Annotated in this window: 1 protein-coding gene; it reads right to left on the bottom strand. The window is 66.5% G+C overall.

The window, feature by feature from the left end; all coding sequences use genetic code 11:
- The coding region (locus QWI17_RS09830; protein ID WP_302722334.1) for a catalase at positions 1-382 on the bottom strand (382 nt) is incomplete at both ends.

The following is a 382-nucleotide window of genomic DNA, read 5'->3' as shown; positions in this document are numbered from 1 at the left end:
CGATCAGGCGGAAGGCATTGATGCTGTGGTACTGCGTGCTGGCGAAGCTGTCACTGGGCTTGTAACTGGCCGCCCATTGACGAAACGCTGCGCTTTCCGGGTGCGCGGCGAAGAACGCCTGCAGCTTGGCCGGGTCGGGTTTGCCGGTGGCCTTGACCGGTGCGCTGGCCAGCACCTGCTCGTAGAACCCTTGGGGGTTGCTGACGGCAAGCACCGGCGGGTTGTTCATGCCGGTGCGCCAGACCTGGCCGTCATCGGTGCTCAACTCAATTGCCAGGCTGCGGACCGGTATGCTGGTGTCCGGGGCGAACGGGTTGGCCCCGCCGATGGCGAAACGGCCGATGACCGGCACCCGCGGCTGGCTGAATGCGCGTGCCGTGGA

It is taken from the genome of Gilvimarinus gilvus, from assembly GCF_030518155.1.
Classification (GTDB): domain Bacteria; phylum Pseudomonadota; class Gammaproteobacteria; order Pseudomonadales; family Cellvibrionaceae; genus Gilvimarinus; species Gilvimarinus gilvus.
This window is presented reverse-complemented; position numbering and strand designations above follow the sequence as displayed.